Origin of the sequence: Halobacterium hubeiense, assembly GCF_001488575.1 — an archaeon.
Lineage (GTDB): Archaea > Halobacteriota > Halobacteria > Halobacteriales > Halobacteriaceae > Halobacterium > Halobacterium hubeiense.
On the sequence record NZ_LN831303.1, the window covers coordinates 71,105 to 84,112 of the forward strand.

Annotated in this window: 15 protein-coding genes; 10 read left to right on the forward strand and 5 right to left on the reverse strand. The window is 65.1% G+C overall.

Annotation, left to right across the window (positions count from 1 at the left end; genetic code table 11):
- The first annotated feature begins 38 nt into the window (after positions 1–38).
- Both HHUB_RS13515 and HHUB_RS13520 read left to right on the forward strand, forming a co-directional pair.
- Positions 39–1,034 carry a WD40/YVTN/BNR-like repeat-containing protein gene (locus tag HHUB_RS13515; RefSeq protein WP_059058431.1) on the forward strand — a complete coding sequence of 332 codons (996 nt, stop codon included), beginning with the start codon at positions 39–41 and terminating at the stop codon, positions 1,032–1,034.
- 141 nt (positions 1,035–1,175) lie between these two features.
- On the forward strand, positions 1,176–1,631 hold the full coding sequence (locus HHUB_RS13520) for a universal stress protein (protein WP_059058433.1): 456 nt from the start codon (positions 1,176–1,178) through the stop codon (positions 1,629–1,631).
- Between the two features lie 80 nt (positions 1,632–1,711).
- On the opposite strand, the gene HHUB_RS13525 is transcribed toward HHUB_RS13520, so the two are convergent.
- Positions 1,712–2,056 (reverse strand): hypothetical protein, encoded by a 345-nt coding sequence (locus HHUB_RS13525; RefSeq protein ID WP_218778834.1) that lies wholly within the window; start codon positions 2,054–2,056, stop codon positions 1,712–1,714.
- 348 nt (positions 2,057–2,404) lie between these two features.
- On the opposite strand from HHUB_RS13525, the gene HHUB_RS16705 reads away from it, so the two are divergent.
- On the forward strand, positions 2,405–2,899 hold the full coding sequence (locus HHUB_RS16705) for a hypothetical protein (RefSeq protein ID WP_143416465.1): 495 nt from the start codon (positions 2,405–2,407) through the stop codon (positions 2,897–2,899).
- Positions 2,900–3,247: 348 nt separating this feature from the next.
- Here HHUB_RS16705 and HHUB_RS13530 read toward each other — a convergent pair whose 3' ends face one another.
- The 3 genes from HHUB_RS13530 to HHUB_RS13540 form a co-directional block, all read right to left on the reverse strand.
- A complete protein-coding gene (locus HHUB_RS13530; protein WP_059058435.1) occupies positions 3,248–4,507 on the reverse strand; it encodes an RNA-guided endonuclease InsQ/TnpB family protein in 1,260 nt (419 codons plus the stop codon).
- Between the two features lie 2 nt (positions 4,508–4,509).
- Positions 4,510–4,902, reverse strand: coding sequence for an IS200/IS605-like element ISHhu2 family transposase (tnpA, locus tag HHUB_RS13535; RefSeq protein ID WP_059058437.1), 393 nt, complete (start codon positions 4,900–4,902; stop codon positions 4,510–4,512).
- Positions 4,903–5,005: 103 nt separating this feature from the next.
- Positions 5,006–6,274, reverse strand: coding sequence for a hypothetical protein (locus HHUB_RS13540; RefSeq protein WP_059058438.1), 1,269 nt, complete (start codon positions 6,272–6,274; stop codon positions 5,006–5,008).
- Positions 6,275–6,449: 175 nt separating this feature from the next.
- Here HHUB_RS13540 and HHUB_RS13545 point away from each other — a divergent pair, with 175 nt between their 5' ends.
- From HHUB_RS13545 to HHUB_RS13555, 3 genes are all read left to right on the forward strand, one after another.
- Positions 6,450–7,487 carry an alpha/beta hydrolase gene (locus HHUB_RS13545; RefSeq protein ID WP_059058440.1) on the forward strand — a complete coding sequence of 346 codons (1,038 nt, stop codon included), beginning with the start codon at positions 6,450–6,452 and terminating at the stop codon, positions 7,485–7,487.
- Between the two features lie 835 nt (positions 7,488–8,322).
- Positions 8,323–9,555 carry an outer membrane protein assembly factor BamB family protein gene (locus HHUB_RS13550; protein WP_143416464.1) on the forward strand — a complete coding sequence of 411 codons (1,233 nt, stop codon included), beginning with the start codon at positions 8,323–8,325 and terminating at the stop codon, positions 9,553–9,555.
- On the forward strand, positions 9,552–10,322 hold the full coding sequence (locus tag HHUB_RS13555) for a hypothetical protein (RefSeq protein WP_059058444.1): 771 nt from the start codon (positions 9,552–9,554) through the stop codon (positions 10,320–10,322). Before HHUB_RS13550 ends, HHUB_RS13555 begins: the two co-directional genes overlap by 4 nt.
- Positions 10,323–10,468: 146 nt before the next feature.
- Here HHUB_RS13555 and HHUB_RS13565 read toward each other — a convergent pair whose 3' ends face one another.
- Entirely contained in the window at positions 10,469–10,657 is a 189-nt protein-coding gene (locus HHUB_RS13565; protein WP_059058447.1) for a hypothetical protein, read from the reverse strand.
- Positions 10,658–10,755: 98 nt separating this feature from the next.
- On the opposite strand from HHUB_RS13565, the gene HHUB_RS13570 reads away from it, so the two are divergent.
- The 4 genes from HHUB_RS13570 (at position 10,756) to HHUB_RS13585 (ending at position 12,957) form a co-directional block, all read left to right on the forward strand.
- A complete protein-coding gene (locus HHUB_RS13570; protein ID WP_059058449.1) occupies positions 10,756–11,109 on the forward strand; it encodes an ArsR/SmtB family transcription factor in 354 nt (117 codons plus the stop codon).
- Positions 11,106–11,426: a DUF7521 family protein gene (locus HHUB_RS13575; protein WP_059058451.1), complete on the forward strand. Its 321-nt coding sequence runs from the start codon at positions 11,106–11,108 to the stop codon at positions 11,424–11,426. The genes HHUB_RS13570 and HHUB_RS13575 overlap by 4 nt, the downstream gene beginning before the upstream one ends.
- A 112-nt stretch (positions 11,427–11,538) precedes the next feature.
- On the forward strand, positions 11,539–12,480 hold the full coding sequence (locus HHUB_RS13580; RefSeq protein ID WP_059058452.1) for a carbohydrate kinase family protein: 942 nt from the start codon (positions 11,539–11,541) through the stop codon (positions 12,478–12,480).
- A 285-nt stretch (positions 12,481–12,765) separates the two neighbouring features.
- Positions 12,766–12,957, forward strand: a complete 192-nt coding sequence (locus HHUB_RS13585; RefSeq protein ID WP_059058454.1) for a hypothetical protein — start codon at positions 12,766–12,768, stop codon at positions 12,955–12,957.
- The last annotated feature ends 51 nt before the right edge of the window (positions 12,958–13,008 follow it).

The window sequence follows — 13,008 nt, forward strand, 5'->3', positions numbered from 1 at the left end:
CGCACTTCCGGCTACGAGCGCAACGTGGTTCTATCGGTATGAGTGAGCGTTCCCGCCGCGAGTTCCTGTGCGCGACCGGTGGGACTGTCGCGCCGACTGTCCTCGCGCTGAACCAATCTTCCCAGCGGGAGGACCGCGGCGACTGGACGGTCGTCGAGACGCCGACGCAGCGAACGCTCCACGACGTCGCCGACACCACCACCGGCGCGTTCGCGGTCGGCAGCAACGGGCTCGTCCTCGAACGCGGCGACGACGGCTGGTCGGTCGTGACTGACGCCGGCCCGACGGGGAACGGGAACAACCTCTCGTCGGCAGCGACCACGACGGACGGCCAGCGACTGTGGATGGCGGGCGCGAGCGGCGTCGTCGGCGAATACGACCCGGAGGCGGACGCGCTCACGTCGCGGAGCGCGCCGGACGGCGTGACGAACACGTTCACCGACGTTGCCGTGACCGGGCCAGCGGGGGACGCGACTGTCTATCTCGTCGACTCCTCGGGACACGTCCACCGGTCCGAGGCGAACGGCCGCGAGGGGACGTGGACGCATACGACGCCCGGAAGCGGCGCCGAAATCGCCGCGATTACCGTGGTCGGCACGACCGGCTTCCTCGTCGACCAGAACGGCTCGCTCTTCGAGACCACCGACGGCGAGACGTGGACCAGCGTCGACGCGACCGCCTTCGACGAAACGCTGCACGACGTCGAACTGCGTGCGTCCGAAACGGTCGTGCTCGCGGGGGCGTCCGGGACCGTCGCGATTGGGTCCGGCGGCGAGTGGGAGCAGGAATCCGCGGCGAACGACGCGCTCAACGACGTCGAGGTCGGCGACTGCGGCTGCGTGCACGCCGTCGGCGCGAGCGGGACAGTCCTGCACCGGCGCGGCCACGGCACGCCGCCGCTTCGCACGCTAGCACGAGCGTTCGACTGGTGGACCCGAGCGTCGCCTATCGAAGAGAACCTCAACGCGGTCGCGCTCGGCGACCCCCACGTCGCCGTCGGCGCCAGCGGCACCATCCTCGAACGGGAGCACTAGGCGACTGGAGTCGTTCTTCGCAACGCGCGACTCGGGGGTTCGAGGCTGTTCGAGCCGGCGACAGGAAGACAGATTGGAGAGTGAGCGGGGTCGAGCCGTCGCGTGGTGTGAACTTATCAGGCTGCCCCGTCATCCGACAGTATGGGCCAACACATCCTTGTGCCGGTGGACGGGTCGCCGCAGTCGGAGGCGGCGCTCGAATACGTGCTGGACAGCTACGCGGACGCCGAGGTGACGATTCTCCACGTCGTCGACCCGGCGAGCCCGTTCGGCTACGGCGACGACGAGAACTTCGACTTCGAGAGCTACCAAGCGGAGGGAAAGCGACGCCACGAGCGCGCAACGGAACTGCTCGAAGAGTACGGCGAGCTCGCCAGCGAGCGCGGCGTCGCGTTCGACACCCGACTCAAAACGGGGAAGCCGGCCGTCGAGATACTCGAAGCGGCCGACGACGAGGACGTGGACCTCATCGTCATGGGGAGCCGCGGCCGCTCCGGCGTCGGCCGCGTGCTGTTCGGCAGCGTCGCCGAGACCGTCACGCGCCGCGCCACCGTCCCGGTCACCATCTTCAAGCAGCGGGACGACGAGAAGCGGTAGTCGGATAGCGGCGCTGGCGGACTCCCCACCGGGGACCGCATTTTGCGCTCGACGCGGCAGATACCACGAACCATCCGGGGTTACTGGTCGTCGGGGAGGGCGGCCATCACGGGGTCGGCGATGACCACCGCCATGCCGAAGACGAAGAGCCCGTAGCCAAGGACGCCCGCCGCAATCGATTCTTGGAGCAGGCCGATTGTGCCTCCGGCGCTAACGCCGCCGCCGAGCATCCCGAGCGTCCGCGCGTCGCCGCCGCGCATGGCGCGCATTGTCGCGAGATTGTCGAGCACGAGCGCCGCCGTCACCCCGTAGACGAACGGAATCGCGACGAGGACCCCGACGCTCCCGTCGCGGGCGACGACTGCCAGCGCCAGCGCTCCGAGACCGACAACCGCCGAGAGGACGTACCGAATCGACCGTCGCATACCAACCATTCGCCCACACTACACTTTACTGTCCGGGTCGCGCGTCAATCTGTGCGGACTGGGCGTGCAACAGCGCCGGTCGAGCGAGGACGAGAAACCCGGCATCGCCTGCTCGTGTGTACGAAAGGTTCGTTCACAGCGTTATCTCTGGAACTCGGTGCTTGCAGTCGCGCATTCGTCTGATTTTGATTCGGCTCGTTCACACGGGATTCCCCATTTCGTGTGTACGTATCGGAAGTCGGCTCTCTCAACGTGGAACCCCGTGGGGGAGTGAGTGAAGGGAGCAGAGACGTACCGAACTGTGCCAGTCGCCGGAAAAATTAAGAATTGACGACACAAAATTGGTTTATGGAAGATTCCGACGAGCTTCCGGGTCCTGACCCTGATTCATTAGAGGTGGTTGAGGAGGCTCCGGAGGGAATCAACCCAATCCCGATGAGAATCACATATACTTCCGATTCCGTGTCTGACTACGTCGCTCTGACCCGTTCAGGGTGGCAAGTGACCTTGGACCTAGCGGACCCCTTACTTGGTGTTGTTAGAAGTGCTGCGTCGCTATCTGTGAAGATTGATGAACTACGGAGTGCGCTCGCCGCAATTGGAATTGAAGGGATTATAGAGCATTTCACTTCGGTAGTCGCAAGATACACCAACGAACTGTTACCAGTAGATGCGATTCCTGAATCTATTGGTCTCGGGGGAGCCTTGTACCTGCTAGTGAAGCTACGCGAAACAAGCCTTCTCACGCTCAGACATATACATCAAGCTTCTATCGACGAGTGGCCTCAGTGGAATAAGCTATTCATAAACGCAGAGAAACATCCAGATATTAACGTCGGATGAAGAGATATTCCAGCGAGTTCGGCGCATTCTAGAAGGTTTCGTATGGAACGCTGAGAAGGCGGTGGGTAGTGTTTTGGATTGGTGGCCTTAGCCACACCTTCAGCGCGCTAGCGCACCTCCACACGTCAAAGCTCCACGCACCGAGTCCAATCACACGACACCTGAGAACGCCGCAGACGGCCGTCAGTCCCGATTCAGAATCGCGTCGCGGAGCGCGGGGTACTCCGCTAGCTTGGCGCGGCCGACGAGCGCGTAGAGGTACGCTTCGAGGCGTTCTTTCCACATCGGCTCCCGGTGACATCCTCCTCGCCGTAAACGGCGAGGCTTCCCACGCATGGGGAATACCAGTCAGTCGTCGCTGGCAGAGGGTTCCGACTCTTCGTAGGCCGTGAGCGTCATCTGCGCTGGTACGCTCTTCTCACGGTGAGTCGTGGCGGTGTCACAACCGCTCCCATCCCGAGGCGAGTCATCGCGTCCGGCCTTGTCAAGCGGGACGCTCTCTCCCCACGGGTCAACCCGTCGTGCGATATTCGCGGCAGCGTTGATGTCGGCCTGAAACGTCGACACGTGGCAGTCGTTGTTCGGACACCGGAACTCGGCTTGGGAGTCCCGCCGACCGATACGGTGGCACAAGTGGCACGTCTGCGAGGTGTACGCCGGATTCACGTACTCGACCGGGATACCTGCTTCCGTCGCCTTGTCCTCGATGCGCCCTTGCAGTCGGGCGAACGCCCACGAGTGAAGGCGACGGTTCATATACTTCCCGTAGTCAAGACGTTCGCGGATGTACGTCAAGTCCTCCATCACCAACACCGGGTGTTCAAACTGCTTGGCGTACTCGACGGCTTGCCGAGACGCCTTCTCCACGATGTCGGTGAGCGCGTTCTGGTAGTGGTTGAATCGGTCTTCGATACGCCACTCGGATGCGTCACGCTCTTGGAGGCGTTTCAGGGTCGTGTGCATCTCTTTGCGGAGATGCTTCGCTCTGCTTCCGCTACACACAAACGGGTCAGTCGGAGAACCGTCCTTGAGGGCACAGCCCGTGATGAGGGCGGTTTCTCCGATGTCTAAGCCGATGTGCGTGACGTCACCGTCCGTCGCTGGTTCTTCGACCGGGTACTCGACGGTGACGTGCAGTACCCAGTTCTTCCGGTGTTTCTGAAGCCGTATCTCGCCCGCCTTCGCATCCTCCGATACGAGGTCATGCCAGAGGTCTTCCTGTTCAGGGTTGATGCGAAGCGGTATCCAGAAGTTCGTTCCCCGGCCGGGACGCGGAACCCACCATGTAAACTCGTAGTCGCGTTCGGCGGAGTGGTCGAACTTCGTGGCTTGGTTCGTGAGCCGTATCGGGTGGCCGTCGTCCAACTCTTTGGCATTGTACGTCTTCCGAAGTTTCGGGACGTAGTTGCAGAGGGCGGCTTTGGCCTGATACGGCAGGTCGTAGGGCGTCACGATGTCGCTCACCGCCGACATGGTACTCGCCCCGGAGTCGAACGCCTCTTGCAGACCGTCACGATACGTTTCGAGCAGGTCGTTGAGTTTCGACTGCTTGTGCGCCGTCGGTGGCGCGAACGTCGCCTGCAACGTCTTCGTGGCGGTCGTGGACATCGCTACTGCTCCTCCACGTACTCCATCAGCACGTCGATGCTCACTTGGCCGGTCGTGGCGAGGAAGTACCCCGGTTGCCAGAACGCCTTGTCGAGCGCCTGCCGAATCTCGGGATTCTCGTCACGGATTTTGCGGGACGTAACGCCCTTGAGTGAGTTGATAAACTTGGTGAGGTCGGTCGTTGGCTTCGCCGTGAACAAGATATGAACGTGGTCGGAACCGCCGTTGACATTCTGAATGTTCACGCCGAAGTCCTCTGAGATGTCGCTAGCAATCTCACCGACCCGTTCTGCGACTTCGTCGGTGAGGAGGTCTGCGCGGTACTTCGTGACGGTCACGAAGTGATATTGGAGCGCGTAGACCGTGTGCGACCCGGTTTCGAGGTTGTACTTCATTTAGCCGTATTGATTTCTATACACCCAATTCTAATAAAGGGTTGCAGTCCTGGGGTATTCGGCCTGCAACCGACGGTGGTCCGTGGCACGGAGCGTACGCGATTCACGCCCGCCCTAAAGGGTAGGATTCTCTCGCTGTTAGAAGATAGCTGTCGCCGAATCCGACTTTCGCGACTTGGAGGTCTTCGACGGCGCGCCCGATTTGCGTGACGAGCAGCGGCGCGGGGTCGGATCCGACGACCGACTGGTAGGTCGAGCGCGCGCGGCGCTTCTCGGCGAGCGCGTGCCCCGAGTCGAAGCCGGTGTCGTCCTCGTCGACGACGAGGCGCTCGACGGCCGTGTCGTAGCCGCGGCGCTTCGCCAGCGCGATGGACAGCGCGACCGCGCGTAACGCGAGCAAGTCCTCGTCGATTGTCGTCGTCCACGGCAGGGGGTGCGCGGTGTCGAAGCACCACCGCGCGAGGCGACTGTGTGCGAACTCCCACGGACCGTACTCCTCGACGTCGTCGGGCACGTACTGTGAGAGTGCTTCGTCGCGGGTGGGAGACGAGGCCAAGTCGCCGCGGAACTGCTCGACGACCGCTCGAAGGTGGTCGGTGTACGGCTCCGTTCGCCCAGAGTGTTTCTCCGCGAGGCGGTCGCGGTACCGCTCGGCGTTCCGAACGTGGATTTCCGCCTGCAGGAGCGACGCCGTCAGTTCGCCCGCCGTCTCCGGGTCGAGTGAGTCGGTCTCGCCGTCGCGTTCGTCCTCGTCGGGAATCGCGCGGGCGGCCTGCGAGCCGCCGAGTTGTATCTGCTCCTCGATTCGCACGTACCACCCGAGGTCGCGGCCGGGGTCGGTCGTCGGATACGGGTGCAGGTCGCTGGCCACCGCTCGCGCGCGGTCCGCGAGACTGGTGCCGCGTTCGGCGAGCGTCGAGCGGTCGGTCTCGCCGCGTTCCGCGCGAGCGAACCCGAGCGCCTCGCCGGCGAACTGTATCCCGTAGGTCGCCTGGAACAGCGCCGTGTGGTACTCGCCGCTGTCGAGTGCCGACTGGGCATCCTCCAGCCAGCCGCCGGAATCCACGGTTATAGGCGCCCGGTCCGCCTCGCGGGTCCCGAGCTGCGCCCAGAGGTTCTCGCTTTGCTCGACAGTTTCCGCCAGCAGGTCAACGGCCTCGCGAGCGTGGGCTTCGGTGACCGTGGGCCGCCACAGCGTCCCGACTTCGGGTGGCGTCGGGTAGTGTTTCGTCGCGAAGTCCGTCAGCGAATCCGGGAGGACCGTCGGCGCCGTCGCACCGGCGACGACAGTCCCGCCGGCGAGCGCGGCAGCGCCGCCGCCGAGACCCGTGAGTAACTGCCGTCTGCTAACCGCGGGGAGGTCGGGGACCATGTGCAGGGACGCTGTTGCGCGCCCGGCATAAGTCTTCCATCCTGCAGGAAGGACGCGGCGAGTCGGCCGCTCGGCCGCACCACGAAAAGCGGACGAACCATCACGCCGCCCGCGTACATATACGATATTTCACACGAACGAGCTACTTTTCAGGCAGGTCTGTCTTTGCACTCGTATGGTCGACCACGCCGACGGCGGTGATACCGACGGCGACATCGAAGCGGAAGCAGTCGTCACGCACGCCGACCTCACGTACGCCGAACGCGACGCGGGCGAGATGAAACTCGATCTGTACAGCCCGGACACCGAGCGGGCGGTCCCGCTGGTCGTGTACGTTCACGGCGGCGGCTGGGTGGTCGAGACCCGGAAGAACACGCCCGACTTCGAACGCTTCGCCGCCGAGTGGGACTGCGCGATAGCGAGCGTCAGCTACCGGCTCGCGGAAGTCCCCGAGCACGTCGAACCGCCACTAAGCGTCGACCCGGCCAACGAGACGCCGAGAGGCGTCTTCCCCGACCAAATCGTCGACGTGAAGGCCGCGATTCGGTGGCTGCGCGCGCACGCCGACGAGTTCGGATACGACGCCAGCGCCGTCGCAGTGTGGGGCGCCTCCGCCGGCGGCCACCTCGCAGCGCTGGCCGGCGTCGTCGACGACATCGAAGACCTCGCCGGCGACACCTACTCGACGCAGGCGCTCGAACCGGTCGTCGCACCGGAGACGTCCGGGCGCGTGCAGGCGGTAATCACCTGGTATCCAATCACCGACCTCCGCAGTTTACCCGACGCGGAGGACGGCATCACGTCGCTCCTCCTCGACGGCTCGGTCGCGGAGCACCCCGACCGCGCCCGGTTGGCCAGCCCGGTAACGCACGTCACAGCCGACAGCCCGCCGTTCCTCCTCGTGCACGGGCGAGCTGACGACGTCGTTCCCGTCGAACAGAGCCAGGCGCTGTTCGACGAGCTGGCTGCACCCGACGCCGAAGCGGCGTTCTACGAGCTTCCGGACCTCGGCCACGTTTGGGGCGCCGACTCGGAACGGACGGCGATGGACATCCTCGAATCGGAGCCCCGACCCGACTTCCGGTTCACGGCGACCCCGGGGTTCGGTGAGACGGCGGCGGCGGAGCAGCCGCTCGACGGCCAACGACCGGTGGGACCGGAGATAATCGACGCGTTCCTCGACCGAATACGCTCGTCGGGTTCGAACTCGTAGCGCTCTACTAAATCTGCGGGCTACGTGCCTGCGTCACGCTGCTCCAGAGAAACGACACCGACCGCGAGCACGATGTTAACCAACACTAACTGGGAGAACGCCGTGTCTGTTGGTTAAACACTCGTGTGCCAGTGGCCACGACAGTGCTGCGGCAAATCAAGCGCGTCCCACGTTCCGCGCCGGTTCGTTGACATCCTCCCCGCCCTGAAAGGGCGAGGATTCCCACGGTACCGCACCGCTGGGTTGGGATGTTTAAGGTTTGTAGCCACCCCGAAGGACAGCTACTGGCTGTGCCAACCAGCCGTTACTCCTATCCCGGCATGGGATTCGGAGGTACTTCTTAGTGCTTACACCCCGAGTTCCGGTACGGAAGAGGGTGTCTTCCACTTGGAATCAGGGAATCCCGATACTGTCCGATTAAGCGGGCGGGTAGACCGCCTCGGTTGTAAATTAACACGCCATCTGGCCACTTAAAACATCTGTTCGGCACGTCGAACGTAGTTCAGGTAGAGCTTGTCGGATCCATCCCCGCCCTGAACGGCGGGGCTTTCTCCTCGCACCTCCGTAACTCCAACGCGTGAATGGATTCGCTTGCGTGGCATGCGACTCGGCTACGGGCTATATTAACGGCTCCCTCCATCACCCCGTATGGACTGGGGACTCCGGATTCGGAAGGACGTTCCGTCGTGGGTGGTGACGCTGGTACTGCTCGTCGCTATCCTGCTAATCGCCGGGCTACAGTACTTCAACATCATCTGAGCGCAGCGGCGGGCACCGTGATTCAGTCTGAGAACTGTCGCGGCCATATTTATCCGCCGCCGAAAATCTGTGCAGTGTGGTTCCTGATACAACAGCCTCGCTCTCCCGCCGACAGGTGCTGGGTGCTGGCGGTGCCGTCCTCGCTGCGACGCTGGGCGCACGCTTCTTCCCCCAGTCCCCGGGCGACGACACCACGCGCGTCGAGTGGCCGATGACTCAGCGCGACCCTGGCGCGACCGGCTACACGCCCACTTCCAGCGGACCGGTTACAGATGCGACGATCAGGTGGAAGCAGCCACTCGACACCGGCTTTCCCGCCTACTCGGTTCCCTCCCCAGTCGTCGCGGACGGCGTCGTCTACGCCATCGGACAGGAACTCCTCGCCGTCGATGCCGTCAGCGGCGACATCCGTTTTCGGCGTCCGTACGCCGCTGACGTCGCGCCAGCCGTCGAGCGCGCACGAGCGTACCGCACGCCCACCGTTGCTATTCACAGCGCGGACGGGGTAACAGCGCTACACGGCCACGGCGGTCACGAAGTCGGTGGCCAGTCAGTCGCTGCGACCCGGTGGACTGTTCTCGGCGGCCGCGACGCCGACCTGTTGGATGGGGGCGGGTCGGGCGTTCCACCGGTCGCCGCCGACGGAATCGTGCTCGCGTACACTGACGACTCACTCACCGCGTTCGACGCGAGCAGTGGGCGCGTCCGATGGCGAGAGGCGACCGCCTTCACGCGGCCCGCGGTCCACGGCGGGGTCGCGTACGTCGGTGTCGGACCTGGGTATGCACTCGGCGCAATCGACCTCGAGACCGGGGCCGTAGAACGGTTTGAGGTCGCGAATGGCTTCGTGCGCGCGGTGACGGCGACTGAGACGGGGCTGGTCGTCGGGACCGACGACGCGTTGCTCGGTGTCGCCCTCGACGGGTCCGTTGACTGGCGGTTCGACGACGACGCGTACCGCGGCTGGGGGGATACCCGCGTCGCGGTCGCGGACGGCACCGCGTACACCGGCATCGACACGGCCGACAGTTCCTCCCTCATCGCAATCGACACCGCCGACGGATCGCTGGAGTGGGAGTCGTCGATCAGCGTCGAGCACGCCGACAGCTTCGAGCCGCCCGCAGTCACCGACGACGTAGTGTACGTCCCGACCAACGGCGGGCCGCTCGTCGGTATCGAGCGGGCAACTGGCGACCTCGCTTGGCAGTTCCAGGATGGAGAAACGAGGTCGTGGTCGACGGTTGCGCTCGCGAACGACGCGCTGTACGCGGTGTCGGATGGCACCCTGTACGCGCTGGAGGAACCATGACTGGGCACGAGACCGACGTGGTCGACGACGACGCAGCTCCTGAGCCGGTCACGACTGAGGGCCTGTTCGCGGCCGCCTATCACCGGCTCCGCCACAACCCCCGGGTCGTCGGCGCGTTCCTCGTGGTCGGCGTACTCGCTGCCGTCGTCGACGTGGTGCGGCGAGGCGACCCGGTTCCGACCGCGTCGTTCACCGGCGTGCAGGAGGGAACGGTGTCTCTCCGGTTCGGCCTGCTCGTCGACGTCGTCTTCCGGCATTCGACGCCGATCACGGCGCTCGTCGAACTCCGGCCACGATGGCTCGTGTCAACGGTCGCCCTTGAACTCCTGCGGGGTGGCGCACTGGTCGTCGCGAGCGTCTACGGGTACGCTCAGTTGCTCGACGAGACGCCGACTGTCGGGGCGGTGGCCCGCTACGCGGTCGTCGCGTTCGTGCTCGCACTTGCCGCCGTCAGCGCCGACGTCGGGTTGCTGCTCGGGCTGCCACTCGGCATCCTCGCGGTGTATCTACTCGTTCGGTTCGCACCGGTATCGGGGTTGCTCGCAACTGGGGCATCGATCCCGGGTGCGTTCCGAGCCGGCTGGCGGACAACCAGCGGTCACGGCTGGACGCTGTTCGGCGTCGTACTCGTCGTCGGGCTGCCGAATCACCTCCTCGGAAGCGTCCCACTCATCGGTCCGGTCGGCAGCAGTCTCACGGCAGCCGTCCACGTCGCCGTCATCGCGGTCTTCCTCGACCGAACACACGGTGGCGAACGAGGTCGGTGACAGCCACCGCGACGCAGACAGCCGCGTGCTCACCGCGCGTGACGTCGAGTTGTTCTTCGAAGACCCGGCCAGCGAGCGCATCGACAGTTCGTCGGCGATGCGAAGATGGAAGAACGACGCTGGACTCGAATGGCTTTCCAAACTCGTCAGTCGCGGACCAGCCGCATCGTGACGCCGACCGCGGCGAGCGCCGCGAGGACGCCGACGACGAACGGAACCGGCTGCGTCAGGCCCGACCCCCACTCCCAGTCGAAGAGGACGGACCCGCCAACGGCGACGAGGACTGCGGCGAGGCCGACGAGCGTGCCGAGACGCGAATCATCGCGGGGAAGCATACCAAACGCCTACGAAGCCGGCGGATAAACAGCCCTCGCAGGACTCCACGAGCTGGAACTGCGCGCTCGCTTTTATCAGCGCGGGTGGCAACGTGCAGATGGCACGAGTGAATGAGGAGGTGCGCGAAATCAGCGGGCTGCTGGCCGACGACACCGCCCAGCAGATTCTCGTCGAGACGAACGGCGACCCGATGTCCGCCGAGGAGCTGAGCGACGCGTGCGGAGTCTCACCGCAGACCGTGTATCGGCGACTCGAACGACTCCAGGAACACGACATGGTAACTGAAGCGGTCGAACTGGACGACGACGGACACCACCACAAGGTGTACACAGCGACGCTCGACCGGGTGACGATTACGTTGACTGCGGACGGGTTCAGCGTCGAGCTGTCGCTGCGCGAGCGGATGGCCGCTCGCTTCACGGAGTTCGTTCGCGAGGTGCGTGACCGATGAGCCCGCTCGAACTGAGTCCGGCGCTGCGGTCGCAGGTCGCGCTCGCGCTGACGGTCACCTCGACGGTGCTGGGGCTGGCAGTCGGGTATCTCGCGTTGCGCGGGTACTGGCAGAGCCGGAGCCGGCCGATGCTGTTCATCGCCGTCGGGTTCTTCCTCGTGTTCTGGACGCCCGTGTTGCTCGTCGCCGGCCCGTACCTCAGCCCGCTCCTCGGGCCGTTCGTGTACGGCGTGCTGGGAGAGGTCAGTCGCATCCTCGGACTGCTCTCGATTCTGTACGGGCTGCGGATGCCGTACCTCCAGCGCGGTTCGTCGTAGCGCGCGCCAGAGCGGCGGACCACACGTTTGAAATGGGCGAGGGCGAATCACGTAGTGACACGGACAGTGACGCGCGACCACACGGCACCGGCGAGCGAGCGGGGTCGAGACGATGAGTGACGGCGACGGGGACGTCCTCGTCGTCGGGGACACGACAATCGACCTCTATCCGGCGGCCGGCGAAGCCATCGCACCGGGGAGCCGGCTGGAGTGGCACGTCGGCGGGACGGCGGCGAACGTCGCGCGGTGGGCGGCCTCACTCGGCAGTGAGACCAGCCTGCTCACGAACGTCGGGACCGACGCCGTCGGCGAGATGGCCGCCCGGCACCTCGCCGAGGGGCCGGTGGACACGACGCACGTGACGCGGGTCGATGGGACGTCCCCGCTCACGATGCAGGTCCCGACCGAGGACGGCGAGCGCTGGGACGCCTGGATTGCGGGCAGCTGTTACGGGTTCACCCCGCCGGCCGACGCGGCGGCGCTCGTGACGCCCCACGAGTGGGTGCACTTGGAGGGCGTGACGCTGCCGCCGGGAGTGAACCAGTCGGCCGTTCGACGGCTCGCCGAGGCGGCCGCGGACGGCGACACCCGCGTCTCGTTCGACTTGAACGGGCGGCGAAACCAGTGGACCACGCCGGACGCCTACCGGCAGGCGCTGCGAGGCGTCCTCCAGCACTGCGACCTGATTTTCGCCGGCGTGGACGACCTCGCGGTGGCGGGCGTCGAACGCACGCCCGCAGGCTTGCTCGAACTGCTACCCTGCGACCACTCGGCGACGGTGTTCCTCACGGACGGACCGGCAGCGACGACCGCGCTGACAGTCGAAGACGGCGCGGTCACCGAGCGAGCGACCGCGAGGCCACCCGCGACGACGGTCGCGACCACGGCCGGCGCCGGTGACGGGTTCGCCGGCGCGGTCCTCGCCGCGCGCCACGGCGGCGTTTCGGACCTCGAAGAGCTGGCGACAGTCGGGAACGCGGCGGGCGCGGCCGCCGTCTCGACGGTCGGGCCGTTCGACGGCGACGGCATCAGTCCCGTCGAACAACTCCTATAACCGAACCAGGACGCGAACGCCGGGAGAAAATATCGCCTACTACGGCTGGTGGTGGTTATCTTGGGAGCGATTAGGGAGACGCAAATTGCGAACAGCGGTATGAGAATCTGGATGACGTTCTGCACTCCACGAACCACTCGAACATTATTGTGGAACTATGTTACAAGATAATATGCCCTCTCGTTCATCGCTTCATCCGCGACAAAACGAGACCCCTACTTCGTGTGGCTCCAGTATGTCTCTTGACCGATAGGTTGATGATTGCAGTGGGCTATCTTCGGAGTGATGTCTGCCCTCCGGACCGCCCTGTTCGATTGGGACGCGGCCCGCGTTTCCAGAGTACTCGTCGCTGGACTCGCCTTGTATCTCGCGCAGCGTATCGCAGACGGGTTTCTCGCCGAACTAGGGGCGGTCATCGTCGTCTGCGTCGTGCTCGACCTCCTGTGGGTGATTGCGAAGCGCATCGCGGACCGCTGAACGCCAAGTCTCCGAGGATACGTGTTCCCGCCCGGCTGGAGAAACATCGAA

What these genes read in the sequence shown, in the direction of transcription:
- HHUB_RS13515 (WP_059058431.1), top strand. Translation starts at nt 39, where the DNA reads ATGAGTGAGCGTTCCCGCCGCGAGTTCCTGTGCGCGACCGGTGGGACT.
- HHUB_RS13520 (WP_059058433.1), top strand. Translation starts at nt 1,176, where the DNA reads ATGGGCCAACACATCCTTGTGCCGGTGGACGGGTCGCCGCAGTCGGAG.
- HHUB_RS13525 (WP_218778834.1), bottom strand. Translation starts at nt 2,056, where the DNA reads ATGCGACGGTCGATTCGGTACGTCCTCTCGGCGGTTGTCGGTCTCGGA.
- HHUB_RS16705 (WP_143416465.1), top strand. Translation starts at nt 2,405, where the DNA reads ATGGAAGATTCCGACGAGCTTCCGGGTCCTGACCCTGATTCATTAGAG.
- HHUB_RS13530 (WP_059058435.1), bottom strand. Translation starts at nt 4,507, where the DNA reads ATGTCCACGACCGCCACGAAGACGTTGCAGGCGACGTTCGCGCCACCG.
- tnpA (WP_059058437.1), bottom strand. Translation starts at nt 4,902, where the DNA reads ATGAAGTACAACCTCGAAACCGGGTCGCACACGGTCTACGCGCTCCAA.
- HHUB_RS13540 (WP_059058438.1), bottom strand. Translation starts at nt 6,274, where the DNA reads ATGGTCCCCGACCTCCCCGCGGTTAGCAGACGGCAGTTACTCACGGGT.
- HHUB_RS13545 (WP_059058440.1), top strand. Translation starts at nt 6,450, where the DNA reads ATGGTCGACCACGCCGACGGCGGTGATACCGACGGCGACATCGAAGCG.
- HHUB_RS13555 (WP_059058444.1), top strand. Translation starts at nt 9,552, where the DNA reads ATGACTGGGCACGAGACCGACGTGGTCGACGACGACGCAGCTCCTGAG.
- HHUB_RS13565 (WP_059058447.1), bottom strand. Translation starts at nt 10,657, where the DNA reads ATGCTTCCCCGCGATGATTCGCGTCTCGGCACGCTCGTCGGCCTCGCC.
- HHUB_RS13570 (WP_059058449.1), top strand. Translation starts at nt 10,756, where the DNA reads ATGGCACGAGTGAATGAGGAGGTGCGCGAAATCAGCGGGCTGCTGGCC.
- HHUB_RS13575 (WP_059058451.1), top strand. Translation starts at nt 11,106, where the DNA reads ATGAGCCCGCTCGAACTGAGTCCGGCGCTGCGGTCGCAGGTCGCGCTC.
- HHUB_RS13580 (WP_059058452.1), top strand. Translation starts at nt 11,539, where the DNA reads ATGAGTGACGGCGACGGGGACGTCCTCGTCGTCGGGGACACGACAATC.
- HHUB_RS13585 (WP_059058454.1), top strand. Translation starts at nt 12,766, where the DNA reads ATGTCTGCCCTCCGGACCGCCCTGTTCGATTGGGACGCGGCCCGCGTT.